Source organism: Halolactibacillus halophilus (assembly GCF_900115605.1).
Lineage (GTDB): Bacteria > Bacillota > Bacilli > Bacillales > Amphibacillaceae > Halolactibacillus > Halolactibacillus halophilus.
This window is the reverse complement of sequence record NZ_FOXC01000036.1, coordinates 1-22,628: the sequence shown is the minus strand read 5'-3', so window position 1 is coordinate 22,628 and position 22,628 is coordinate 1. Positions and strand designations below refer to the sequence as shown.

General features: G+C 38.4%; 23 protein-coding genes. 3 read left to right on the top strand and 20 right to left on the bottom strand.

Annotated elements, in window-relative coordinates; genetic code table 11:
• Positions 1-467 precede the first annotated feature (467 nt).
• The 3 genes from BM098_RS10995 to BM098_RS10985 all read left to right on the top strand — a co-directional run bounded on the left by BM098_RS10995 (position 468) and on the right by BM098_RS10985 (position 4,538).
• Positions 468-2,819, top strand: coding sequence for an SH3 domain-containing protein (locus tag BM098_RS10995; protein ID WP_234987489.1), 2,352 nt, complete (start codon positions 468-470; stop codon positions 2,817-2,819).
• Positions 2,820-2,980: 161 nt separating this feature from the next.
• The gene (tagD, locus tag BM098_RS10990; protein WP_089833290.1) at positions 2,981-3,379 is read left to right on the top strand and encodes a glycerol-3-phosphate cytidylyltransferase; all 399 of its coding nucleotides are present in this window, start codon (positions 2,981-2,983) and stop codon (positions 3,377-3,379) included.
• Complete coding sequence (locus tag BM098_RS10985; protein ID WP_089833288.1) at positions 3,372-4,538, top strand: CDP-glycerol glycerophosphotransferase family protein; 1,167 nt, start codon at positions 3,372-3,374, stop codon at positions 4,536-4,538. Before tagD ends, BM098_RS10985 begins: the two co-directional genes overlap by 8 nt.
• Positions 4,539-4,651: 113 nt before the next feature.
• Here BM098_RS10985 and BM098_RS10980 read toward each other — a convergent pair whose 3' ends face one another.
• From BM098_RS10980 to wecB, 20 genes are all read right to left on the bottom strand, one after another.
• Positions 4,652-5,698 (bottom strand): glycosyltransferase family 4 protein, encoded by a 1,047-nt coding sequence (locus BM098_RS10980; RefSeq protein WP_089833286.1) that lies wholly within the window; start codon positions 5,696-5,698, stop codon positions 4,652-4,654.
• A gap of 253 nt (positions 5,699-5,951) precedes the next feature.
• The gene (gene fabZ, locus BM098_RS10975) at positions 5,952-6,374 is read right to left on the bottom strand and encodes a 3-hydroxyacyl-ACP dehydratase FabZ (RefSeq protein ID WP_089833284.1); all 423 of its coding nucleotides are present in this window, start codon (positions 6,372-6,374) and stop codon (positions 5,952-5,954) included.
• 52 nt (positions 6,375-6,426) lie between these two features.
• Positions 6,427-6,741, bottom strand: coding sequence for a DNA-directed RNA polymerase subunit beta (locus tag BM098_RS10970; RefSeq protein WP_089833282.1), 315 nt, complete (start codon positions 6,739-6,741; stop codon positions 6,427-6,429).
• A gap of 10 nt (positions 6,742-6,751) precedes the next feature.
• Complete coding sequence (locus tag BM098_RS10965; RefSeq protein ID WP_089833280.1) at positions 6,752-7,579, bottom strand: flagellar hook-basal body protein; 828 nt, start codon at positions 7,577-7,579, stop codon at positions 6,752-6,754.
• 13 nt (positions 7,580-7,592) lie between these two features.
• Complete coding sequence (locus BM098_RS10960) at positions 7,593-8,429, bottom strand: flagellar hook-basal body protein (protein WP_089833278.1); 837 nt, start codon at positions 8,427-8,429, stop codon at positions 7,593-7,595.
• Positions 8,430-8,459: 30 nt separating this feature from the next.
• Positions 8,460-9,452 (bottom strand): rod shape-determining protein, encoded by a 993-nt coding sequence (mreB, locus tag BM098_RS10955; protein WP_089833276.1) that lies wholly within the window; start codon positions 9,450-9,452, stop codon positions 8,460-8,462.
• 421 nt (positions 9,453-9,873) lie between these two features.
• A complete protein-coding gene (locus BM098_RS10950; protein WP_089833274.1) occupies positions 9,874-11,283 on the bottom strand; it encodes an O-antigen ligase family protein in 1,410 nt (469 codons plus the stop codon).
• Positions 11,284-11,485: 202 nt separating this feature from the next.
• Positions 11,486-12,775, bottom strand: a complete 1,290-nt coding sequence (gene murA, locus BM098_RS10945; RefSeq protein WP_089833272.1) for a UDP-N-acetylglucosamine 1-carboxyvinyltransferase — start codon at positions 12,773-12,775, stop codon at positions 11,486-11,488.
• A gap of 230 nt (positions 12,776-13,005) precedes the next feature.
• On the bottom strand, positions 13,006-13,239 hold the full coding sequence (locus BM098_RS10940; RefSeq protein ID WP_089833270.1) for a hypothetical protein: 234 nt from the start codon (positions 13,237-13,239) through the stop codon (positions 13,006-13,008).
• Positions 13,240-13,471: 232 nt separating this feature from the next.
• On the bottom strand, positions 13,472-13,705 hold the full coding sequence (locus tag BM098_RS10935; protein ID WP_089833268.1) for a DUF1146 family protein: 234 nt from the start codon (positions 13,703-13,705) through the stop codon (positions 13,472-13,474).
• A gap of 219 nt (positions 13,706-13,924) precedes the next feature.
• Positions 13,925-14,338 (bottom strand): F0F1 ATP synthase subunit epsilon, encoded by a 414-nt coding sequence (locus BM098_RS10930; protein ID WP_089833255.1) that lies wholly within the window; start codon positions 14,336-14,338, stop codon positions 13,925-13,927.
• Between the two features lie 12 nt (positions 14,339-14,350).
• Positions 14,351-15,757, bottom strand: coding sequence for a F0F1 ATP synthase subunit beta (atpD, locus tag BM098_RS10925; protein WP_089833253.1), 1,407 nt, complete (start codon positions 15,755-15,757; stop codon positions 14,351-14,353).
• 31 nt (positions 15,758-15,788) lie between these two features.
• Positions 15,789-16,667: an ATP synthase F1 subunit gamma gene (atpG, locus tag BM098_RS10920; RefSeq protein WP_089833251.1), complete on the bottom strand. Its 879-nt coding sequence runs from the start codon at positions 16,665-16,667 to the stop codon at positions 15,789-15,791.
• A gap of 12 nt (positions 16,668-16,679) precedes the next feature.
• Positions 16,680-18,188 carry a F0F1 ATP synthase subunit alpha gene (atpA, locus tag BM098_RS10915; RefSeq protein ID WP_089833249.1) on the bottom strand — a complete coding sequence of 503 codons (1,509 nt, stop codon included), beginning with the start codon at positions 18,186-18,188 and terminating at the stop codon, positions 16,680-16,682.
• Positions 18,189-18,203: 15 nt separating this feature from the next.
• Positions 18,204-18,749 carry an ATP synthase F1 subunit delta gene (gene atpH / locus BM098_RS10910; RefSeq protein WP_089833247.1) on the bottom strand — a complete coding sequence of 182 codons (546 nt, stop codon included), beginning with the start codon at positions 18,747-18,749 and terminating at the stop codon, positions 18,204-18,206.
• Complete coding sequence (atpF, locus tag BM098_RS10905) at positions 18,746-19,276, bottom strand: F0F1 ATP synthase subunit B (RefSeq protein ID WP_089833245.1); 531 nt, start codon at positions 19,274-19,276, stop codon at positions 18,746-18,748. The genes atpH and atpF overlap by 4 nt, the downstream gene beginning before the upstream one ends.
• Before the next feature lie 51 nt (positions 19,277-19,327).
• Positions 19,328-19,534 (bottom strand): F0F1 ATP synthase subunit C, encoded by a 207-nt coding sequence (gene atpE, locus BM098_RS10900; RefSeq protein WP_089833243.1) that lies wholly within the window; start codon positions 19,532-19,534, stop codon positions 19,328-19,330.
• Between the two features lie 159 nt (positions 19,535-19,693).
• Complete coding sequence (atpB, locus tag BM098_RS10895) at positions 19,694-20,407, bottom strand: F0F1 ATP synthase subunit A (protein ID WP_089833241.1); 714 nt, start codon at positions 20,405-20,407, stop codon at positions 19,694-19,696.
• A gap of 3 nt (positions 20,408-20,410) precedes the next feature.
• Positions 20,411-20,785 (bottom strand): ATP synthase subunit I, encoded by a 375-nt coding sequence (locus BM098_RS10890; protein WP_089833239.1) that lies wholly within the window; start codon positions 20,783-20,785, stop codon positions 20,411-20,413.
• Positions 20,786-21,229: 444 nt separating this feature from the next.
• Positions 21,230-22,378 (bottom strand): non-hydrolyzing UDP-N-acetylglucosamine 2-epimerase, encoded by a 1,149-nt coding sequence (gene wecB, locus BM098_RS10885; protein ID WP_089833238.1) that lies wholly within the window; start codon positions 22,376-22,378, stop codon positions 21,230-21,232.
• Positions 22,379-22,628 lie beyond the last annotated feature (250 nt).

Below are 22,628 nucleotides of genomic sequence, written 5' to 3'. Positions count from 1 at the left end.
ATAGTACTCAATAATTAAAGTCGAAATTTGACATAAAAAATAAGCCATATCAAGGCTTAAGAGTGCTTTTAAAGAAATGAAGTGTCAAACTCCCGAGACCGTAAAGATTCCCATAAATAAATTTCGGAATTGTATACGGGCATTATAATTGATACTTGCTCCATTAAAATCACCTCTTTCTCTATATAACTTTAGATGACTCTAGATGTCAAGCGATTATTCTAGTTATATCTCAAGAAGTAATCCAATAAAAGAGATATACCACTTAAAGTTTAATAATTAATAAGACGGGTATTTAATACTATTCTTTCTACATTTACCTGAATCACCTTAACAAACTCATTAAATTCTGAGATAATATGACATGAAACTATCAAATTAAATTGGGGAGGTGAGCATTTAGTATTCAAAACGATAGTTTAATACTACATTATCAAGAATTTTTTGGAGGCTAAGTTTTGATACAAATGAAACGCATGAAAAAAATTGTATTCGTATTGCTCATATTGATATTCTTCATAGAACCCGTAACCCCAATCAAAATCTCTAATGTTGATACTATAGATCATGTAAACGCACAACAAACATTACGGGGACTGGCATTAAAAAACAAGACAGTAGTCTACAGTGAAAAATCAACTAATAGCAAGGTACTTCGTGAATATAATCAGGGGAAAGTTTTACTTTACAAAGAGGAGTCTTCTAATTGGTATGAGGCATATGTGATTCTTGATGGCAAGGGGCATACAGGATATATTCACCACGATGATGTAGAAACATTAAATCTCTCAAACCAACAATTATTGAAAGGGATTGCTACAACAAAAGTGAATGTATATAAAGAAGCTTCTCGTTCTGCTTCCACACATCGCTCCTATAATGAGGGGAGTTCGTTAATTTATAAAACTTACTCAAACAACTGGTACGAAGCTTATGTCATCATTAATGGAAAAGGGCATACAGGGTTTATTCATAAAGATGATGTGGAGAACATTGATTTATCAAATCAACAATTACTACGTGGCATTGCATTAAATAACGTGAAAGTTCACAAAACTCCTTCAACGTCATCATCTTCACTGAGATCATATAAAGAGGGCAGTGTTTTATTATATAAAACCTTTTCTTCTGAATGGTATGAAGCTTATGTCATTTTAAATGGTAAAGGACACACAGGTTATATTCATAAAAAAGATGTTGACAATCTTGAAAATACACCTTCAGAGTCATTAAAAGGAGTTGCGTTAAATAAGACAAATGTGTATGTGCGAGCATCAACAAATGCCCCTTCATTGAAGTCCTACTCTAAGGGGCACTTGTTATACTACAAAACTTTTTCTAGTAACTGGTATGAAGCAAAAGTATTTATTAATGGAAAAGCGAAAACCGGATATATATACGCTAGAGACGTTGAAACTGTTTCATCTGAACAAACAAACTATACGGGGTATGGTGATAGTTCTCCTACTAGAGTCTATAGTAAAGCATCTAGAGATTCTAACGTATTACGCTCGTATCCTGAAGGCCGTTTTTTATATTTTAAATCCTTTTCATCTTCATGGTATGAAGCCATGGTCATTTTAAATGGCAAACAAACAACCGGATATATTCACAAAGATGATGTTGATTTTGAGCCAATCAGACATATTAATACGACAAATTACAACTTAAATTTTAGTAATTTCGTTGATATTCAAATGACACGTACGCCTAAAGCTAATGGATCAGGTACCATACTAGCCTTTAAACCATTGGTTGAATATTATGCTAATCCATCTAATTTTAGAGAAAATGAAGTTGGATTTTATCAGTTTTTAGATTTATCTTCACCAGCAGGATTAAACGCAAATGAAGTTAATACAAGTATCCTAAATAGTGGAACAGGCTCACTAGCCAATACTGCCTCTGCATTTATTGAAGCGGGTAACAGGTACGGTATTAACGAAGCCTATCTTATTGCACATGCCCTTCACGAGACAGGTAATGGAGCTTCTCAGTTAGCACAGGGTGTTGAAGTTAATGGTAGGACAGTTTATAACATGTATGGTATTTCTGCATATGATAGTTCTGCTGTTATAAGTGGTTCTCAGCATGCGTATAATGAAAAATGGTTTACACCTGAAGCTGCTATAATTGGTGGCGCAAAATTCGTGGCGCAGAATTATATTCATAAAGGACAAGATACTTTATACAAAATGCGCTGGAACCCTGCAAATCCAGGAGTACACCAATATGCTACTCACGTAGCTTGGGCTCAAATTCCAACTCAAAGAATCTCACGAATCTATGATTCTTTACAGAGTTATGTTCAGACATTTGATATTCCTAAATTTGATAAGCAACCTGGTTATCAAGGTGCTGAGGCACCAGCCAATACAGTAGAAACATCAAATTATCCTGAAGGTGCTGAGGGATTAACAACAGGTTCTAATGTTAGATTCCGATCAGAAGCTTCAACTGCTTCTAGTCAAACGATAATTGGGACAATTAAGGATGTTGGTACAAAATTAGAAATAATTAGTACTAATAACCAAGGTTGGTATCAAGCTAGATACAATGGAAAAACCGGTTGGATATCTGAAGATTTTGTTAAGTTATCTAACGTCATTCAAGTGACTGCATCGAGTCTAAATGTACGCTTAGATCCTAGTACATCTAAAGCTTCTCAAGGAAAATTGAATAATGGCGATATTGTATTAATGGTTCTTGATGATGACTCTAAACCAGTCACACATGAAGAATGGTATAAAATTCATTATCAAGAAAAAGAACTTTGGGTTAGTTCTGGACCTGACAACAACTATTTAAAAATTCAATAATTTATTTTCATTTAAAAATTACCATGAGTATAGAGACTCGTGGTAATTTTTATATTATATATCTAAAATGTTTAAGTCTTACTACTCTTGTATTTTTAATTGAAAAAATATATACTTATCAGAGTGAAAACATTTTACCATTAATTTAATTGGAGGATATTATGAAAAAAGTAATAACTTATGGAACATTCGATTTAATCCATCACGGTCACATTAATATACTACGTCGAGCAAAAGATTTAGGTGATCATTTAACGGTTGCTATTTCATCGGATGAATTTAATACTATTAAAGGAAAGAAAGCTTATCATAATTTTGAAACAAGAAAGTTAATACTAGAGGCTATACGCTATGTTGATGAAGTCATTCCTGAACACACATGGGATCAAAAAATTCGCGATGTGAGGGACAACAATATCGATGTCTTTGTTATGGGTGACGATTGGACAGGTGAATTTGATTTCTTAAATGATTATTGCGATGTTGTTTACTTACCACGAACTGAAGGTATTTCTACAACACAAATAAAAAAAGAATTACAAGGTTCTAAAAATGGCTAGAGAGTTTTTTATCTCTAGTTATTTATTTGTCGTTAAACTCTTTTTCACTATTTTTAGTAAAAATAAACTTCAAAATAAAACGGTACTGGTTGCTTCATTCGGTGATAACATCAATTATGTTAGAAAAGCTTGTTTGGAAAAAACAGATGACACTCTTATCGTTTTAACAACTAGTGCTGCACGCTTGAAATTCACACCATCCGATCGTGAGACGAATCTAATGTTTGAATTTTACCATCCGATTCAATTTATCAAATCAATTTATCACATTGCCACTGCAAAAACAATCTTTGTTGATAACTATTTTGGGTTTCTTGCGGCAACAACCTTTAAGCCAGAAGTAAGAGTTATTCAATTGTGGCATGCGGCTGGCGCTATTAAACAGTTTGGCTTATTGGACCCAACAATCCAGAAACGTTCCAAACGTGCTCACAATCGCTTCAAATCCGTATATAGACATTTCTCCGATGTTGTCGTCGGTTCAGAGAAAATGGTTAAAATTTTCAAAGCTACTTTTGATTTATCAGAAAGACAAATACTTAGAACAGGTATCCCTCGGACAGACTTCTTTTTTGATGAACTAAAGTCACAGCAGGCGAAGTGTCATATTTACCAATTGTACCCGGTAATTAAGGATAAGAAGGTGATTCTATACGCACCGACGTTTCGCGACCAAGAGATTGCTAACTTTAATCTCAAGTTGGATTTAGAGTTGCTACAAGCAGGTTTAGGTAAAGATTATATTGTGTTACTAAGGCTTCACCCTGTTGTTAGATCAAAATCTACTCATACTACTAATGATTTTGTTATAGATGTATCTGACTACCCAAACCTAAACGAATTATTAATCGTATCTGATTATCTCATATCAGACTACTCATCCATTCCGTTTGAGTACGCCTTATTAAATCGACCGATGATTTTCTTTAGTTATGACCTAGAGCGTTATACGAAAGAGCGCGGCTTTTTTGAAGACTACCATGAACAGATGCCAGGTCCAGTCGTGCAATCAACAGAAGAGATCATTGATGTTATTAAATCTAATACATTTGAATTAAATAAAATTGCAGATTTCTCTAATGTTTGGAATGCTTATTCTGATGGCCACTCAACAGCTAAACTAATCACCAACGTTTATCACTCCACCACTAGGAAGTGAATACAGAAAAAATAAACATCCACCAGACCAAAGGATTATATTCCTTAGTCTAGCAGTTGTTTATTTTTTTAACACTATAATGAATAAGACATTAAATAATCACCGCAAATCAACTACTTTCGGTAATGTCTACTAATCGCATTTAATAAAGGGCGATAATCGTTCCCGATAAGTCCTGTAAGTTCAATCAATAACTCAACGAGTATTGTTACTAAGAAAAACAATAGCGTTGATCCCCACATAACAGACCGACTAAAAAGAATAGCCGCTACACTAAATAAACCACTCATCGCATAAATAAGAATAACCGTTTGACGATGACTAAAACCTAAATTCAATAAGCAGTGGTGTAAATGCAATTTATCAGGAGCATACAATGGCTTTTTATAAGCCGCTCGTCTCACAATTGCAAAGAGGGTATCAATAATTGGGACACCTAATATCGCAATAGGGACAATTAGTGAAAAGAGCGTGGCATTTTTGAACCCTAAAACGGATAGCACCCCTATCATGTAGCCTAAGAATAAGGCACCTGTATCACCCATAAATATTTTTGCTGGATAGAAATTAAACACTAAGAAACCAAGGGTCCCCCCTGCGAGCATAAAGGCAATAGTGGCCACAAAAGGGTCCCCCAGCATAATCGCTAAGCCTGCAATCGTAAGTAAGGCTATAGTTGATACACCACCTGCTAATCCATCCAAACCATCAATAAGGTTAATGGCATTAGTAATCCCTACAATCCAAAGGACGGTAATCGGGATACTCAAATAGCCAAACTCTAACGTGTAACCAAATGGTAAATTAATAAATGTCATTTCTACTCCATTTAATACGACGATAAAAGCGGCAATAAACTGTACGATAAATTTATAACGTGCTGATAGTGGGTAAATATCATCCACTATACCAATGAGTACAATAAGCAAGGCACCAATAAGCATAGGCCATTTAAAATGGGTATGAGGATGATAAATAACCATGCCAACAGTGAAGCTTCCTATAATAGCTAAACCTCCGAGCCTTGGCATAATACCTGTGTGTATTTTTCGTTTATTCGGTTGATCAGTCGCACCAATCAAAAAAGCCAACTTTTTAACAAGAGGGGTTAAGATGAGTGCTACTAAAAAACATAACACGACAATGAAGAAATAGAACATTTTCCCCTTCCTTTCAATAATGATTATCTTATTTAAAGATAATACATGCTATAATATCTCAGTAAATTAGACGTATTTACTTTACTAAAGTTACAAACTCTTAATCATTTGTTCATATCATCAAATAACTATAACACAAATTGACATCTAATGCATTATTTTTGTTAGTGGAAGTAAAAAAGAACAACTATTCACCTAAATGAATGTTGTTCCCTGCGACCTATGACATATTTTCTTATATCTTAGATTATACTTATTGAATCGCAAACATAATCTCAGCTTCACAGGCTAATTCACCATTTACTGTTGCTTTCGCTTTTCCCTTGCCGATTGGACCTTTTAATCTCGTGATTTCAACATCTAGCATTAATGTATCACCCGGTATAACTTGACGTTTAAACCGGCACGCATCAATACCAGCTAAAAAGCCAATTTTACCTTTGTTTTCTTCTTTTTGTAGCATAGCCACCGCCCCAGCTTGTGCAAGTGCCTCAATGATTAAAACGCCAGGCATGACTGGATAGTCCGGGAAGTGTCCTTGGAAGAACGGTTCATTGATTGTGACGTTTTTCTTCGCGATAACGCGCTTTCCTTCTTCAATCTCAACCACTTGATCAATGAGTAAAAATGGATAGCGATGGGGAATGACGTCTTTAATTTGATTAACATCTAACATTAGTACCAACTCCTAATATGAATTTAAAAAGAAAAAGCAGTCACCTGCTTCTTTATTCAACACCTGTCATAATATCAATAATATGTTGCCAGAAATCAAAGGTCAACACTTCTAATGGCTCTTCTCCGCCACCTAACACACTATAACCTACTAATAGACCAATAATAAGTGCGATAAAAATCAATAAAATAACAACAATAATTCTTAGCCAGATAGGAAAGATACGATGTACTGCTCGGTGTTCTTTTCTTTCTCGTCTTTTTTCTTTACGTTCTTGTTTTTTCTCTTCACGTGTCACTTTTTGATCATTTTCTTCTATCGGCTTTACTTCAGTTTTTTGAACCTGATCATTTGTTTGATTATCCATAATTAACTCCTTAGCGCATTTGATTAATTAATCCACGCATTTGGTCATGCATTGAAATCGTACGAGCATTGAATTGATAAGCTCGTTGTGTTTGGATTAATTCCGTCATTTGTGTAGATAACTCAACGTTAGAACCTTCTAGTCTACCAACAGCGACATTAACGTCTGCTACTTGACCAATAATGTCACCTGCTTCAAAATCCGTTTCCGTAACATCTGGTAACCTAAACAGATTTTGACCGGTTTGTTCTAAAAACTGTGGTCGAATTGCTTCAACAACAGATATAGTAGCTTCACTGTTTGTTATTCCATCTCTTCGCACAACCACTTGACCTGATGCATCGAGCGCGACATCATCAAAGCCTTGGTTTATTACAATGGCTTCACCAAACTGATTTAATATCGCATGGCCATTGCTGGTCACTAGTGCTGAGTCACCTGTTTGTGTTGGTTGTAAATAGAATGAACCGTCACGCGTAAAACGCGTCTCTGTTTCACCATTTTCAGTCACAGCGACTTCAAAAAATTGACGATCTTCTGTTAGCGCTAAATCAAGTGGCCGCTCTGTATTAATTAACGCCCCTTGGGTGAAATTATTATTCGCATGCCCCACTTTAGCACCCGCCCCTTGTCTGATTCCAAGTGGCGTTACTCGTCCAACACTGTTGGCCTCTTCATCACTAAAGTTATCAATATTTTGATAGAGGAGTGAACTAAAATTCGCCATTTGTGTTTTATATCCTGTTGTGTTTGCATTTGCCACATTGTGTCCGATAAGATCGAGCTTATTTTGCAGCTCGCGCATCGTTGTTGCGGCCTGGATACCCATTCGACTCATTTTATCTCCTCCTTTAGTTTAATCTGCCGATTTGATTGACGGCTATTTCCATGCTTTTATCATACGCTTTAACAACTTGTTGATTGGATTCAAATAGTCGATAAGCTTGCATCATCTCTACCATTGTTTGACCAGAATCAACATTAGAAGCCTCTAAGAACCCTTGACTAACAGAAAAAGTTACACCCGCATTTCCTCTCGCGTTTTCCATTGCACCCAGGACGTCACCGTCTTGGTCTGTCAGCGCAAAGAGATTCTCATCATCTTTTATTAAATCATAATGATTTGTTGTATAGTTTATTTGGAGTGGTATCTCATCCTCAGCAGTTGTTAGGACACCCTCCGATGTTAATGTGAAGTTTTCACCATTTGTAAATATCGGATTCCCCGCATCATTTAATACGTAATAGCCCTGATTCGTCGTTAAGTAACCTTGGCCATCAACTGTGAAGTTACCATTTCGCGTATAGCGTACGTCTCCTTCAGCATTTTGAACAGTGAAGAAAAGAGCACCGTCTTGGTCAAGTATATTTCCGTTCACTAGAGCCATATCGGTTGTCATATTCGTTTCTTGTAGTGTTCCTTGTGTTTGATCAGCCAACGTCTCATGCACATACACACCTGTTGTCAGTGGACCAACTTGATTTGATAAGCTTAAATGCTTATTTGTTTGGGTTTTTATCTCTTCTCCACCCATACGTTTAACGAGTAGCTCTGGAAATGAACGCGTCATCGCTTGATCTTGTTTAAATCCAGGTGTCTGCGCGTTTGATAAGTTATTCGATAATGTGTCTTGACGACGTTGTTGCGTTATCATACCACTTGCAGCTGTATAGTATCCTCTTAGCACGTCTCAATCATCCTCTCTCCATACGTTACATTAACGGCGAGCAATTTTATCGATATTTTCAAGCATAATCCCTGTTCCTTTAGCCACACAACTCATTGGCTCTTCTGCTAGGAAGACCGGTACTTTTAACTCTTCTGCGAGTAATTGATCAAGTCCGTGTAATAGTGCACCTCCACCGGTCAAAATAACCCCGCGATCAATAATATCGGCTGAGAGTTCTGGTGGTGTTTTTTCTAATACATTTTTCGCCGCTTGTACAATCACATAAATTGATTCTCGTAAGGCTTTTTCAATTTCTTCTGATTGAATAGTGATCGTACGTGGTAGACCACTCATCATATCTCGGCCACGTATATCAATCGACTCATTGCGAGCACCTGGAAATACGGTTGCGACTTGAATTTTAATATCTTCAGCCGTACGTTCACCAATCAGTAGTTTATATTCTTTTTTCACATAATTTAAAATTTCCATATCGAACTTATCACCAGCCATTTTAATTGACTGAGACGTAACAATGTCACCCATTGATAAGACAGCGACATCAGTAGTACCCCCACCGATATCAACAACCATGTTACCGCTTGGTTGGAAGATATCCATGCCAGCACCAATGGCCGCTACTTTTGGTTCTTCTTCTAAGTAAACTTTTTTACCGCCTGACTTCTCAGCCGCTTCTTTAATCGCTTTTTGTTCGACTTTAGTGATATTTGTTGGGCAACAGATCAACATCCGTGGTTTAGAAAACATGCCCTTGACATTAATTTTATTAATAAAATGTTTTAGCATCGCTTCTGTCACATCAAAATCAGCAATCACACCATCCTTGAGCGGACGAATGGCTTCGATATTACCCGGCGTACGTCCAACCATCTTCCAAGCTGCTTCACCTACTTCTAGTACTTTACCGGTGTTTCGGTCCATCGCCACAACAGATGGTTCATCCAACACAATCCCTTTTCCTTTTACATGAATAAGTACATTTGCCGTTCCTAAGTCAATACCGATATCTCTTGAAAACATGTATGTGATCCTCCTATTTTTTTCGTTTCATTTATGATGTCAACTAGTATTTTTTCGAGTTGTCTCTAATAATATATAATATCACAAATAGTTGGCGATACCTACCGAAATTTCATATTTATCGTGTGGATCTGAGAATTTTCGTTCTATTGTCAAGACAATTTTAATTAAGTCAGAAATATACAAACAATAATCCGCATTGTCCTTGTTTTTAGAGCAAGATCTGTACAACAAAAGCCTTTCTAAGAATATCTTATTATTAGAGGGTCAATATAAAGGTTAGGTTTCAACAATTTTTAAGAACGCATTGATTTGACTTACTCAATTTCCTGATCCGTAATAAAAGCAATACCTGTTGATTGTTATATTTGGTACGTGTTACAAGTTTGTCTGCTTCATTTTGTTTGATTGCGACGACTGTTTATTCGGTCTTCCTCTTTATCGTAATCAGGTTTACTGTTAAATCAATCTGATTCGCAGTCATTATGATTAAGAAAAACCATACATAACCAAATGACAAATTAAAATCCATGAAACTATGGCCCATAATCAAAAAAACAGGCATAAGCGTTATGTATGTGTCTGTACTTCTATACACTTGTCTTAGGATTAGACCAATCAGCAACATAATGACACTAAAGCCAATAATACCTGTTTCTATTAAAATATCTAAATAGCCATTATGCACCTCTAATGATTGGTAGTCATAACTTCTTACTGACTGATACATTAATGCCCAGGCGCGTGCGCCATGCCCTATAAAGGGCGCATCTCCAAAAATATAAAAACCGTCAGTTAAAAATGCCAGTCGTTCTGTGAACGTTCTTGTTTGAGTTAGTTTGCTCATGTCGAGTTCAAACCAACCAAGTAAGATATCGTATAAGAGTCCTTCATTTAAAATATTGACCAAACTAAAGCCAATCAAAGTGACCATACCGAGAGGTATGACCAAACGATTAAATGTAATCTCTTTAGGCAATCTGTCTAGACACTCGCAAATAGCGCGACTAAATAGTAAACTCAAACAAGCGACGAGAACAATCATTCTGAAAACATTTACTTGCTCTATCGCCAGATACAACATTAGAGCCGTAACAAGGGCGAGACTACTGACAAGTAAGAGCTTGAGTTGTTGTTTTGTTTTCGATAGACCAATCACAACGATAAAGATTAAACTTGACAATAATAGGACCCCACGCGACTGGGATTTGAATACCATAAATAGATACATTGGTAACACTGAAAGGTGGAAAGTCATTAACCACTTATTTTGTGTTCGTTCAAACTGAATGAGACCATAAAAAAATAGGGCAGCTAAAAGTACACCGAAAGTATTCGCATATTCAACTAAACCTGCATAACGACCCATCATAATGTAATGTCCTTCGGTTAAAATCCCAAGGTCAAACAACAACATATGGAGACTTAATATAAGACCGATTCCATGCATCATATATGGCACATACCGATGGTACAGTGAGTCTTTATGAAAGACATAAACAGCCATAATAAAAAAAGCAACGGTCGAACTTGCGCGTATTACACCTTGTATCGCTAGATAGGCGGATGCCGGTTCAAAGAAAAGCGGCAATGCGTAAGTAATCGGTATCAGCATAAAGATCAGATAAGGCTTAAAGACATTTTCTTTATACAACCAGATCCGAATTAAAAAGATGATAAATAATAAATGTAAGATGATATGATATGGATAAAAATTCTCATCAAAATATAAACCTTGTTGAACTAACCCACCTAATAATATCGCTGTTAATAGAAAAAAATAAATCCCTCGCACGAACTCACTCCCTTTAAATCTCAAATATTTTTCCATCTTTAACGTCGTAATGGCTCATCATACATTACCGCTCTATAATCTATCATTAACTATACCGAATTTCCCTTAACTTTTAAATAGATGGGCAGTCATTCAGTCTATCAATACTTTTCCACACAAAAGAAGACATTGCTGATGTAGTTATAGAACTGACATCAACAACGTCTTTGAACATGACTCATTGTATTTAAACCTATCGTTAAAGACTTACTTCAACTGCTTGTATTGATTCATCTTTCACTCGCACAATATTCGCACCAAGTGCTTTTAATTTTCCAACAAAATCGACATAACCACGGTCAATATGATACAAGTTTGTCACGGTCGTTTGACCTTCTGCAATTAGACCTGCTAACACAAGAGCAGCACCTGCGCGTAAATCCGTCGCTTTTACTTCTGCACCTTGTAAGTTTGTTTCCCCGTCAATAACGACACTTCTGCCTTCAATTTTCATCATTGCATTCATGCGGCGGAATTCATCGATGTGCATAAATCGATTCTCAAAGACGGTCTCAGTTACCATACTCGTGCCTTTTGCTTTAAGCATCAAGGTCATCATTTGTGACTGCATATCCGTTGGAAAGCCTGGGTGTGGCAAGGTTTTAATATCGACTGCAACCAGTTCATCCGTCGGATGAACCTTTAAGCCACCTTCAACTTCTTCAACGACAACCCCCATATCAGTAAGTTTTAAAATAACCGCACGCAAATCACGTGAGCGCGCACCAAGTACCGTCACTTCACCACCCGTTAATGCACCGGCAACTATAAAGGTGCCTGCTTCAATTCGGTCTGGGATAATCGTGTGATCGGTTCCTGTTAGTTCTTCGACTCCTTCAATCGTGATTGTTGACGTTCCAGCACCAAAGACACGTCCACCCATACCATTAATAAAATCAGCTAAATCAGCTATTTCAGGTTCTTTCGCTGCATTTTCAATGATGGTTGTCCCATCAGCAAGACTCGCCGCCATCATAATATTTTCTGTCGCGCCAACGCTGGCCATATCTAAATAAATAGTGGCACCCGTTAAGCGTCCTTTACTCTCAACTTCGACAAAACCATGCCCAACTTCTACAGTTGCCCCCATCGCTTCAAAACCTTTTAAATGTAGATCAATCGGACGTGAGCCAATCGCACAACCACCTGGCATCGCGACATGCGCATGACCGTAACGCGCTAAAAGCGGCCCCAACACTAAGACAGACGCTCGCATCTTCGTCACAAATTCAAATGGTGCTTCCGTTGTTAAATCACCTGAGGCATCAATCGTCAATTTATCATCAACCATATTAACGTCAGCACCAATATTGGTTAATACATCGTTCATTGTACCAACGTCTGCCAGTGCAGGCACATTAGTTAAAACCGATGGCTTCATCTGTCCTAAAATCGTTGCGGCAATAATTGGTAATACCGCATTTTTAGCTCCCTCTACACGTACCGTTCCTGATAGTGTTTCACCACCGTTTATAATTATTTTTTCCATTGTTATTCGCTCCATTCTAAAGAAAACACGCTATTTTATTAGTTTTTCAATCGTTAGGGTAGACGTGCCAATAAAAAACTAGACATTCCCGCTATCCTTACCCGACTGGCTAATTATTGTTTTTCTTTTTTAATGTTCTCTAGATCATATTGTGTCAGTTGTTTCTTTTATTTCGTCATTATATGTAAACTTTAGTTAGATTACTGTTCTAAATACTCTACACTTAATGTTTAAATTACTTCCATTAAAAACTCATCGCTCTTTATCATATCATGAATAATGAAACTATCACAACTATAAATGTTTCTATTATCTGTGTAAATAGTCGCAATGAACGAATTGAGTCGTTTGTAACAGCTTACATTTTCTGTTTTTTCTAGGCCTTTTAGCGTGACGTCATCGTCTAGTTTCCTGACTGTTGCTTGATCGAACTCATCATTTGATGAATTGTGTTGTTCGCGCACTGATTCATGCTCACTACTTACGCATACGGCGACATGCCTTTTACGTGATTAATTAGGGCGGAATTATCTAAACCTAGGGATATGATTCCCACCGGATATTAATCACTTCCGCCACGACAACTTTTAAAACCAAAACATATAAAAAACACAACGAAAGACATACAACGCAAAAACCACCGTTCTTTTAGTTATTTAAGCTTAAAACTAAAAGAACGGTGGTTTTAATCTTTGATTAAAGTAAATAAAGCAGTTGCTGGGACCAATTAAGTAAATCTAAAAAGAAATGACTGAGCACACTGGCAATGACAATGGTGAGAATCACCATAAATAACCGAGCTTCAAATACTTTATGTTTTTTAAACAACACATCAAACCGGATGGATGTTAAAGCGCGCCAGGTAATAATAATAAACACACTATGTGAAATGATACTAATGGCAGCTTGTACACCTAAATCTACGAACATGCTTTCACCTTCTTTCAACAATTTCCCGGGAAATAGATTCTTTTTTAATTTATTCATTAAATCAATATAAGCGTAATTTATTGTTTAAAAGACTTATGTAAAAAGACTTTAACACAAGTTCGTCCTTGAGTTAAAGTCTTTTTATCTGGTTTATAGTCTAAAACGTTAAGTGACAACGTCCCGTACTTTGTTAGACTTTTTTAGTTAGAGTGATTCATCTCACATCTTTTTATCTTCACCGACCAAGTCTAATCGATTAATCGCACGTTTTAGCGCGAGTTCGGCTCGTCTAAAGTCAACATCCTTACGATGCTGTTTAATTCGTCGCATCGCACGCTCTTTAGCTTTGCGCGCCCGTTCCACATCGATTTTCTTCGGTGTTTCAGCGGACTGGACGAGAATGGTCACATGGTTATTTTCAATTTCAATAAACCCGCCACCAATCGCCACCTTCATCGATTCTTTATCTTTTTTAAGACGCGCTGTACTAATGACAACCGGAGAAATCATTGCCGTGTGATTGGGCAAAACACCAATTTCTCCTTGTTTTGCCTGAACAACAACCATATCAAAAACGTCATTAACGACTTGACCATCGGGTGTAACAACTTCTACTGTCAACTGTTTGTCCATATAAACGGCCCCCTACTCTGACAGACGCATTGCTTTTTGGATGGCTTCATCAATCGTCCCTACAAGACGGAACGCTTCTTCTGGTAAGTCATCGTACTTACCTTCTAAGATCTCCCTAAAGCCACGAATTGTCTCACTGACCGGGACATAAGAACCCACTTGACCAGTAAACTGTTCGGCCACGTGGAAGTTTTGTGATAAGAAGAACTGTACTCGGCGCGCACGCTGGACAATTTGTTTATCTTGGTCGCTCAATTCATCCATACCAAGAATCGCAATAATATCTTGTAGTTCACGGTAACGTTGCAACGTTTGTTGCACTTCTCGGGCCGTGTCATAATGTTCTTTACCAACAACTTCAATGTCAAGCGCGCGTGAACTAGAACTTAGCGGGTCAACCGCTGGATAAATCCCTTGCTCTGATAGTTTACGGTCTAAACTTGTCGTTGCGTCTAAGTGCGTAAAGGTTGTTGCTGGTGCAGGATCAGTGTAGTCATCGGCTGGTACATAAATCGCTTGAATGGATGTGACTGATCCTTGAGTTGTTGAAGTGATCCGCTCTTGTAAGCGACCCATTTCGGTTGCGAGCGTTGGTTGGTAACCAACGGCTGATGGCATCCGGCCGAGTAAGGCTGACACTTCAGAACCTGCTTGCGTGAAACGGAAGATGTTGTCAATAAATAACAATACATCTTGACGTTTAGTATCACGGAAGTATTCCGCCATCGTTAAGCCTGTAAGAGCAACCCGCATCCGAGCACCTGGTGGTTCGTTCATTTGTCCAAACACCATCGCTGTTTTAACGATAACGCCAGAATCTTTCATTTCAAAGTATAAGTCGTTCCCTTCACGGGTACGCTCACCAACACCAGCAAAGACTGAAATACCACCGTGTTCTTGGGCGATGTTGTGAATCAGTTCTTGAATGAGTACCGTTTTACCAACACCAGCACCACCGAAGAGACCGATTTTACCCCCTTTAATATAAGGAGCCAATAAGTCAACAACTTTAATCCCTGTTTCTAAGATTTCTGTTTCGGTTGATAGTTTTCTAAATTCAGGTGATGGACGATGAATCGCACTGCGTTGCACATCTTCAGCCACATCTTCTCCGCCATCAATCGCTTCACCTAAGACATTGAAAATCCGTCCTAATGTCTCTTCCCCTACCGGGACAGAGATGGGGTGTCCTGTATTAATCACTTTATCACCACGGCGAATACCTTCTGTGGCATTCATCGCGATGGTTCGTACTTTATGGTCCCCTAAGTGTAAGGCAACCTCGAGTGTAACTTTTACGTCTTGGTCGTTCTGGTGCGCTGTGACGATAAGCGCATCATTTGTTTTTGGTAATTCTCCGTCTTCGAATTTGACATCGATGACCGGTCCAATTACTTGTACGACTTGTCCATTATTCATCGATTATTTCCTCCCTAAACCGGCAAACAAGTTAGCCTTGTTGGGCATTTGCGCCACCTACAATTTCCGCTAATTCTTGCGTGATTTGTGCTTGACGTGCACGGTTGTACTGCAAGCGTAAATCTGAAATCATATTGTCGGCATTATCTGTTGCATTTCGCATCGCGTTCATTCGCGAGGCGTTTTCACTCGCTTTACTTTCAAGAAAGGCACCATAAATTAAGCTTTCCGCATATTGCGGTAACAGTGTCTTCAATATTTGATCCTCATTCGGTTCGAATAAGAATGGACTGTGCATTTCATGACGTAGCTCATCCACTTCTGTTTCTGCAATCAGTGGTAAGATTTTTTTCACCACGACTTCTTGACTTATCGCTGAATAAAAATAATTATACACGAGCTCTAATTGATCAAATTCACCATCAATAAAGAACTGAACCGTATCATATGTCAAGTCTTCTAAATCACTGAAGTAAGGATGATCCGGTAACCCTGTCGCTGAACGCAGTACTGGCATATTGCGGTTTTTAAAATATTCTTTCCCAATTCGACCAATTGCGATAATCGTATACTCACTTTTTTGACGGTGACGTTCATTAATTAAATTCTCTAATTTTCTTAACACCTGTGAATTAAACGGACCGGCGAGACCTCTATCAGAGGTCATCACTAAGTACGCAACTTTTTTCACACGGCGAGGGATCAAAATCGGGTGACTATGCTCCCCGTAACTTAAGACAATATGTCTCACCATTTCTTCGATCTTTTCCGCATACGGCACAAAGGCATTATTCGAAGTCTCTGACTTACCTAACTTAGAGGCCGCGACCATATGCATCGCACTGGTGATTTGCTTCGTCTTTTGTGTTGATTCGATTTTCTTTTGAATGCCTCGTAATGACAAAGCCATTTTCACGCCTCCTTAGTATGATCGACTGAATTGTTGCTGGAATGTCGTGATAGCTTCTTTCATATCCTCTTCTGCAGCGAGTTCGCCTGATTCACGAATGTCGCGTAATACTTGTGGATAGGCAGCATCTAGATAATCATAAAATTCGTCTTCAAAGCGGAGAATGTCTTCAATAGGAATCTCATCGAGTTGGCCATGAATGAGCGCATAAATGATCATCACTTGTTTTTCCATCGTAATCGGCTTGTGTAAGCCTTGTTTTAACACTTCAATCGTTCGTTTACCACGGTTTAATTTCTGTAAGGTTGCCTTATCTAAATCTGAACCAAACTGAGCAAATGACTCAAGCTCTCGGTAACTGGCAAGATCTAGTCTTAATGTCCCCGCAACTTTCTTCATTGCTTTTGTTTGGGCTGATCCACCAACACGTGATACAGATAGACCAGGGTTAATCGCTGGTCTTACCCCACTAAAGAACAAATCAGATTGTAAAAAGATTTGTCCATCCGTAATCGAGATTACGTTGGTTGGGATATAAGCTGAAATATCACCTGCTTGTGTTTCAACAAACGGTAACGCCGTCATCGACCCGCCACCTAAATCATCATTTAATTTAGCTGCCCGTTCAAGTAAACGTGAGTGTAAGTAGAACACATCACCTGGAAAGGCTTCACGACCTGGTGGACGTTTAAGTAAGAGTGACAGTTCCCGGTAAGCTGCGGCTTGTTTTGACAAGTCATCATAAACAACAAGCGCGTGTTCACCGTTATACATAAACTCTTCGCCCATCGCAACCCCTGCATAAGGTGCAAGGTATTGAAGTGGCGCTGGTGCACTCGCACCGGCATTAACGACAATCGTATACTCAAGTGCGCCGTGACGACGGAATGTTTCTACTGTCGCACGAACCGTTGAATCTTTTTGTCCAATCGCAACATAAATACAATACATGTTTTGATCTTTTTGGTTCAGGATGGTATCAACCGCCACCGTTGTTTTTCCTGTTTGACGGTCACCGATAATTAATTCACGTTGACCACGTCCAATTGGCACCAGCGCATCAATCGCTTTTAGTCCGGTTTGAAGTGGTTCGTGAATCGATTTACGTGCCATAACACCCGGTGCTTCGCGTTCAATTGGGCGCGTTTTTCTTGTTTTAATATCGCCCTTACCATCAATCGGTTGTCCAAGTGGGTTAACTACCCGGCCAACAAGCGACTTCCCAACAGGCACTTCCATGATGCGTCCTGTACGGGTTACTTCATCTCCTTCACGAATCGATAGATGCGACCCGAGAATAACAACACCAACCCGGTCTTCTTCTAAACTTTGAACAAGGCCCATTGTGCCCGTTTCAAATTCAACAAGCTCACCTGAGAGCACGTTATTCAGTCCATAAATTTGCGCAATCCCGTCACCTGTTTCAATAACGGTCCCAATATCTTTAATCTCTGTGTCTTTTTGATAATACTGGATTTGTTTCTTGATCAGGGCACTGATTTCTTCCGCTCTGATTTCCATCTCATGTCACCCCTATCATCGTTTATACAACGGAACAAACTTCCGTTTAACATCTTCTAATTTTGCTTTTAGCGATACGTCATAGACACGGTTGTTTATGACGACTTTAAACCCGCCAATCACACTTTCATCAATTTCATTTTGCAGTGCTAAGCGTTCATAACCAAAGCCTTTAGCAAAATGTGCTTCAATATCTTCAAGTTGATGTGGCGTTAAATACGTGACTGAATAGACTTTTCCTACACCAACCCCGCGCTTTTCATTAATCAAATACGTATAATGATCAACCATCCCCGGCACGTCTTGTTCGGCATGGTCTTCGACCATAATCAGTAACAACTTCACCAGTTCACTTGAGAACGTCATAAACGTTGATTTAATAATCCGCGCCCGGTTCATCCATTGTTTTGGATCTTGCAGGAAATCGACTAAGTCAGACGGGGCACTAAACACTTGGCGCACCGTGAGTAACTCACGTTCAATTTGGTCTTCATGCGCGTGGTCTTTTGCCACATCATATAATGCTTCAGCATAGCGTCTTGCATTACGTGAATTTTTCATAGAAGATCGTCTCCTAATGTATCTAAACGTTCTTTAATTAAACGTTTTTGATCTTCCTGACTCATTTCTTTTTGAATAATATCCATCGCAATTTGGAACGCAATTTCTGCGACCGTTTCTTGCATTTCTTGGAATGATTCGCGTTTTTCTTGTTCAATTTCATCTTCAGCATCGATTCGCATTTGTTTAGAACGATCTTTTGCTTCTTTAACAATTGACTCCTCTAATTTTGTTGCGCGTTGTTTCGCAGTCACAACTAAGTGTTTTGCTTCTTGACGTGCTTCTAATAATTTATCATCAGCCTCTTTAATTGCCATTTGTGCTTGACGGTTTCTATCTTGGGCTGTTTCAATTTCAGTCGCGACGAAGTTTTCGCGTTCTTCCATCACTTTAATGATTGGTCCCCAAGCAAATTTCTTAAGTAGCATCATTAAAATAGCAAAACTCACTAAAACAACAACGGTATCTAACGGTTGAAAACCACCGACTGTTTGTGAACCGAGGGTTAACATATTTGTCGTCAGCATGCTTTATGCACTCCTCTCTTTGTCTACCTGTTATTATTAGGCGTTCATCAATTAAAGAATCATAAAGGCAACAACGACAGCTAGAATTGGAATCGCCTCAACAAGTGCGATACCAATAAGCATGATGGTTTGTAGTGGCCCACGTAATTCTGGTTGACGAGAAACTCCTTCGATTGTACTTTTTACGATAATACTGTTAGCGAAACTTGCGCCTAAAGCAGCAAGACCTACAGCGATTGCAGCAGCGATTGCGTTCATGTGTATTTCCTCCTAGGATTGTTTAAATTTGTTTTTTTAAATTTAGTTCAGTTTGACTCTTACGTTCATGAATGAAAGACAGTGTTCTCACTCAACTTATAGCTATTCGGTTCATACGAATCGTTCCATACGCATATCCATATGGTTGATGATTCGTAATTAGTGATCATCGACAACTTTGTGTGACATATACACCATCGACAAGGTAGTAAAGATGAAAGCTTGAATCGCGCCGACAAATAAACTAAAACCTTGCCATAAAATCATCGGTATAATGGCCCCGATGAGCGTCACTGAAGCCAAACTCGCGAGCAGTGACAGCAATACTTCACCTGCGAAGATATTCCCATACAAACGGAAGCCAAGCGTCATCGTATTGGTGAATTCTTCAATAATCTTAAATGGCAACATAAATGACACTGGGCTAACAAAACCTTTGGCATAATTTTTCGTCCCACGCATTTTAAGCCCATAATAATTCGTTAAAATAATAATAAAAGCCGCAAGCGTTAACGTGACCCCTGCATCAGCCGTTGGTGATTTCCACCACACAATCCCATTAAATATCCCTGTCACGATAACCCCTAAAATATTACTAATAAAGATAAACGTGATCAGCGTCAGTGCTAACGGTAAAAACTTCTTACCTGTCCGCCAGTCCATTGAGTCGTTAATAATACCTTTAACAAAATCAACGATAAACTCGATAAAGTTTTGTTTTCCTGTCGGTTTCATCTTTAAATTGCGAGTTAAAAAGAACGCAACAAAGAAAGTAATGGTACTAGAAACGACCATCATTAAAACGGTTGAAAGGTTAACACTTAGCCACGGAATACCAAAGATATTCTCGACAATAGGTGCACCATGTTCCATTTATTATTCCCCCTTCTCTATAAATTTCTTAGCTTCTAACAGCGACCAAAAACCAGCAATAAGAACAACGACGTACTTAAACATTAAACCTATAATCACTGCAAGTACCGGAATGTGTGTCAAATAGTATTCAACAAGAACAACGACAAGTAAAGCTGCGCCAATTCTTAAAATTGTCCCAGCCGTCGCAAAACGTTTGTTTGTTGTGACTACACGCACGAGGCGTGTCACCTTCCATTGTAGTAAGCATAAGTTTACGTAACTTACTACTCCACCGAGTAGTAAACCAAATAAGATGGGATGTCCTTGTAATAACAGTGTCACCAATGCAATGGAGATCAGTATGACGAAAAAAATCTGATGATGTTTTTTTGTCATAGCATAATAAGTCTCCACACGGATTCACCTTGCCTCTCATTTGATCGTTAAAAACCAACTATTCACATTATAGCACCGATTTTAAAAAATGCATCCCAATTACTCGAATTCTTTGGTATAAAAGCGTTTACATTTAAAATTTCTTAAGATAAAGCGTTTCCTCAACTAAAATCGAGTTAAACCTCAGTAATTACGTGGGTTTAATGCGCATTGAAGTTTGTGAAAAATGCACATGAAAAACCGCATGAATATTTTTACATTCACAAACTTAGCTGGCTAATAATTCTTCTCTTTGACCCTTTTTTAATCCTTTCATTATCGTTTGACTTTAAATGCGGTAAAGTATTCATTTAAAAATGTGCTTTAACATAAGATAAAATTAAAATAATCTCATCCTGAATTAAACAGAGATGAGACTATTTCTTAGATTTATCATCGTTATACTTATTTCACTTCAAACGAGGCTGGTTTTTGTTTTGATGGATCAAAATAAGACTCAATCGCCTCACAAATCCGCTGACTAGCTAAACCATCACCATAAGGGTTAGAGGCTTTTGCCATTTTGTCGTAAGCTTGTTTGTCGCTTAGTAAAAGATGTGCTTCATTATAGATCGTGTCTTCATCTGTACCGGTCAACTTTAACGTGCCACTTTTGACACCCTCTGGGCGTTCAGTTGTATCACGTAAAACAAGCACGGGTACACCGAGTGACGGGGCTTCTTCTTGCACTCCACCTGAATCCGTAAGGATTAAAGTTGCACGCGCGGCAAAATTATGAAAGTCCACAACATCAAGTGGCTTGATTAGATCAATCCGGTCATGATTACCTAAGATCTCGTTCGCTTTTTCTTGTACTTTTGGATTCAAGTGAACCGGATAAACAACATGAATATCCGCGTGTGTATCAGCTAAACGGCGAATCGCACGAAACATTTGTCCCATGTTTTCACCTAAGTTTTCACGACGGTGAGCCGTCATTAGAACGAGACGTTTATCACCGATTCGATCTAACATTGGGTGAGTATAGTCATCACTTACTGTTGTTTTTAATGCGTCGATCGCCGTATTACCAGTAATGTAAATATACTCGTCTTGCTTGTTTTCTGTCCGTAAATTATCTCTTGACTGGGCTGTAGGCGCAAAGTGTAAGTCAGCCATGACGCCCGTTAGTTGACGATTCATCTCTTCTGGATACGGTGAGTATTTATTCCACGTACGTAACCCCGCTTCAACATGTCCAACCGCGACTTGGTTATAGTAAGCAGCGAGTGAGGCGGCAAAAGTGGTCGTGGTATCTCCATGGGCTAAGACGATATCAGGCTGTGCTTCTTTTATCACTTCATCTAAGCCGACAAGTGCCCGGGTCGTTACTTCTGCGAGCGTTTGGTTTTGTTTCATAATGTTTAAATCATACGTTGGGGTAATCTCAAAGATATCTAACACTTGGTCTAACATCTCACGGTGCTGTGCTGTAACAGTGACAATCGTGTCAAATTCATCTGAACGTTTTTGTAATTCTAATACAAGTGGGGCCATTTTAATGGCTTCTGGTCGTGTACCAAATACAGGCATTACTTTTATTTTTTTCTTCATAAGAACACACTCCATCAGGTTTTTTTATACGGTTATATATTTTACTAGAATCTCTCACTACTTTAACATATTCTGTTGGCTTTTCCTATTTCATTTGTGTTGCATTCCCGTTTTATATCTTTTAATGAAGCGAACATTGCTTAAATAAGCCAGCTCGGGAGTTTGACACTTCATTTCTTTAAAAGCACTCTTAAGCCTTGATATGGCTTATTTTTTATGTCAAATTTCGACTTTAATTATTGAGTACTAT

Coding starts and splice junctions, on each gene's coding strand:
- BM098_RS10995 (WP_234987489.1), top strand. CDS start 468: ATGAAACGCATGAAAAAAATTGTATTCGTATTGCTCATATTGATATTC.
- tagD (WP_089833290.1), top strand. CDS start 2,981: ATGAAAAAAGTAATAACTTATGGAACATTCGATTTAATCCATCACGGT.
- BM098_RS10985 (WP_089833288.1), top strand. CDS start 3,372: ATGGCTAGAGAGTTTTTTATCTCTAGTTATTTATTTGTCGTTAAACTC.
- BM098_RS10980 (WP_089833286.1), bottom strand. CDS start 5,698: ATGTTCTATTTCTTCATTGTCGTGTTATGTTTTTTAGTAGCACTCATC.
- fabZ (WP_089833284.1), bottom strand. CDS start 6,374: ATGTTAGATGTTAATCAAATTAAAGACGTCATTCCCCATCGCTATCCA.
- BM098_RS10970 (WP_089833282.1), bottom strand. CDS start 6,741: ATGGATAATCAAACAAATGATCAGGTTCAAAAAACTGAAGTAAAGCCG.
- BM098_RS10965 (WP_089833280.1), bottom strand. CDS start 7,579: ATGAGTCGAATGGGTATCCAGGCCGCAACAACGATGCGCGAGCTGCAA.
- mreB (WP_089833276.1), bottom strand. CDS start 9,452: ATGTTTTCAAGAGATATCGGTATTGACTTAGGAACGGCAAATGTACTT.
- BM098_RS10950 (WP_089833274.1), bottom strand. CDS start 11,283: ATGGAAAAATATTTGAGATTTAAAGGGAGTGAGTTCGTGCGAGGGATT.
- murA (WP_089833272.1), bottom strand. CDS start 12,775: ATGGAAAAAATAATTATAAACGGTGGTGAAACACTATCAGGAACGGTA.
- BM098_RS10935 (WP_089833268.1), bottom strand. CDS start 13,705: ATGTTCGTAGATTTAGGTGTACAAGCTGCCATTAGTATCATTTCACAT.
- BM098_RS10930 (WP_089833255.1), bottom strand. CDS start 14,338: ATGGACAAACAGTTGACAGTAGAAGTTGTTACACCCGATGGTCAAGTC.
- atpD (WP_089833253.1), bottom strand. CDS start 15,757: ATGAATAATGGACAAGTCGTACAAGTAATTGGACCGGTCATCGATGTC.
- atpG (WP_089833251.1), bottom strand. CDS start 16,667: ATGGCTTTGTCATTACGAGGCATTCAAAAGAAAATCGAATCAACACAA.
- atpA (WP_089833249.1), bottom strand. CDS start 18,188: ATGGAAATCAGAGCGGAAGAAATCAGTGCCCTGATCAAGAAACAAATC.
- atpH (WP_089833247.1), bottom strand. CDS start 18,749: ATGAAAAATTCACGTAATGCAAGACGCTATGCTGAAGCATTATATGAT.
- atpF (WP_089833245.1), bottom strand. CDS start 19,276: ATGCTGACGACAAATATGTTAACCCTCGGTTCACAAACAGTCGGTGGT.
- atpE (WP_089833243.1), bottom strand. CDS start 19,534: ATGAACGCAATCGCTGCTGCAATCGCTGTAGGTCTTGCTGCTTTAGGC.
- atpB (WP_089833241.1), bottom strand. CDS start 20,407: ATGGAACATGGTGCACCTATTGTCGAGAATATCTTTGGTATTCCGTGG.
- BM098_RS10890 (WP_089833239.1), bottom strand. CDS start 20,785: ATGACAAAAAAACATCATCAGATTTTTTTCGTCATACTGATCTCCATT.
- wecB (WP_089833238.1), bottom strand. CDS start 22,378: ATGAAGAAAAAAATAAAAGTAATGCCTGTATTTGGTACACGACCAGAA.